The 619-nt window shown below is 73.8% G+C and carries 1 protein-coding gene and 1 pseudogene; both read right to left on the reverse strand.

Annotated elements, in window-relative coordinates; translation table 11 throughout:
* Window positions 1-315, reverse strand: a 315-nt coding sequence (locus CCN33_RS30715) for a class F sortase (protein ID WP_140394786.1), incomplete at its 3' end; no start/stop codon positions are given.
* A 120-nt stretch (window positions 316-435) separates the two neighbouring features.
* A pseudogene (locus CCN33_RS30720) lies at window positions 436-619 on the reverse strand (hypothetical protein); the annotation flags it as partial.

Genomic DNA, 619 nt, shown 5'->3' on the forward strand with positions numbered 1-619 from the left:
GTCGCCGGGGGTGGTGCCGGCCTCGTACCAGCCGGCGAGGTTCTTCTCGGCGGGGGGCGGCACGTCCAGGCTGCCCGAGGAGGTCAGGGAGAGGCCCATCAGGGGAGCGTTCACCCGGATCGCGGGGATGCGGATACGGGTGGGCGGGGACGCCATCAGGGGTGTGACCCCGCCGCGTTCGCCGCCCGGATCGGGGCGGCCCTCGGCTGCGGACGGCTGCGGGGGAGTACCGGTACCGGTACTGAGCAGCCAGACACCGGTACCGAGCGCGAAAGCCGTGACGGTGGCTATGACGGTGTCGCCGATCCTGCGCATGGGAACCCCTTACCGGAGACGACCCTTGAGGGAAGGCCCGCCCCCCAGGGGTCACGAGGGGCATCGGACCCTTGGGGGGCGGGCTTCGCGGTACCGGCGACGGACAGCGGAGGGTGTCCGTCAGATCCCGTCGCCTCTCGCCCGGCGATGCAGGAGCCAGGTACCGCCCGCGGCGGCGACGGCCAGAGCGGCCACACCCGCCGTGGTCTGCACGGGGCCGGGGCCCAAGGCGCCGCCGACCCCCGTCTTCACACTGCCGTGCGGCTGCACCTGTCCGTGCGCCCCGGCCATGGTCACCCTCAGG

The organism is Streptomyces recifensis, assembly GCF_002154615.1.
Classification (GTDB): Bacteria; Actinomycetota; Actinomycetes; order Streptomycetales; family Streptomycetaceae; genus Streptomyces; species Streptomyces griseoluteus.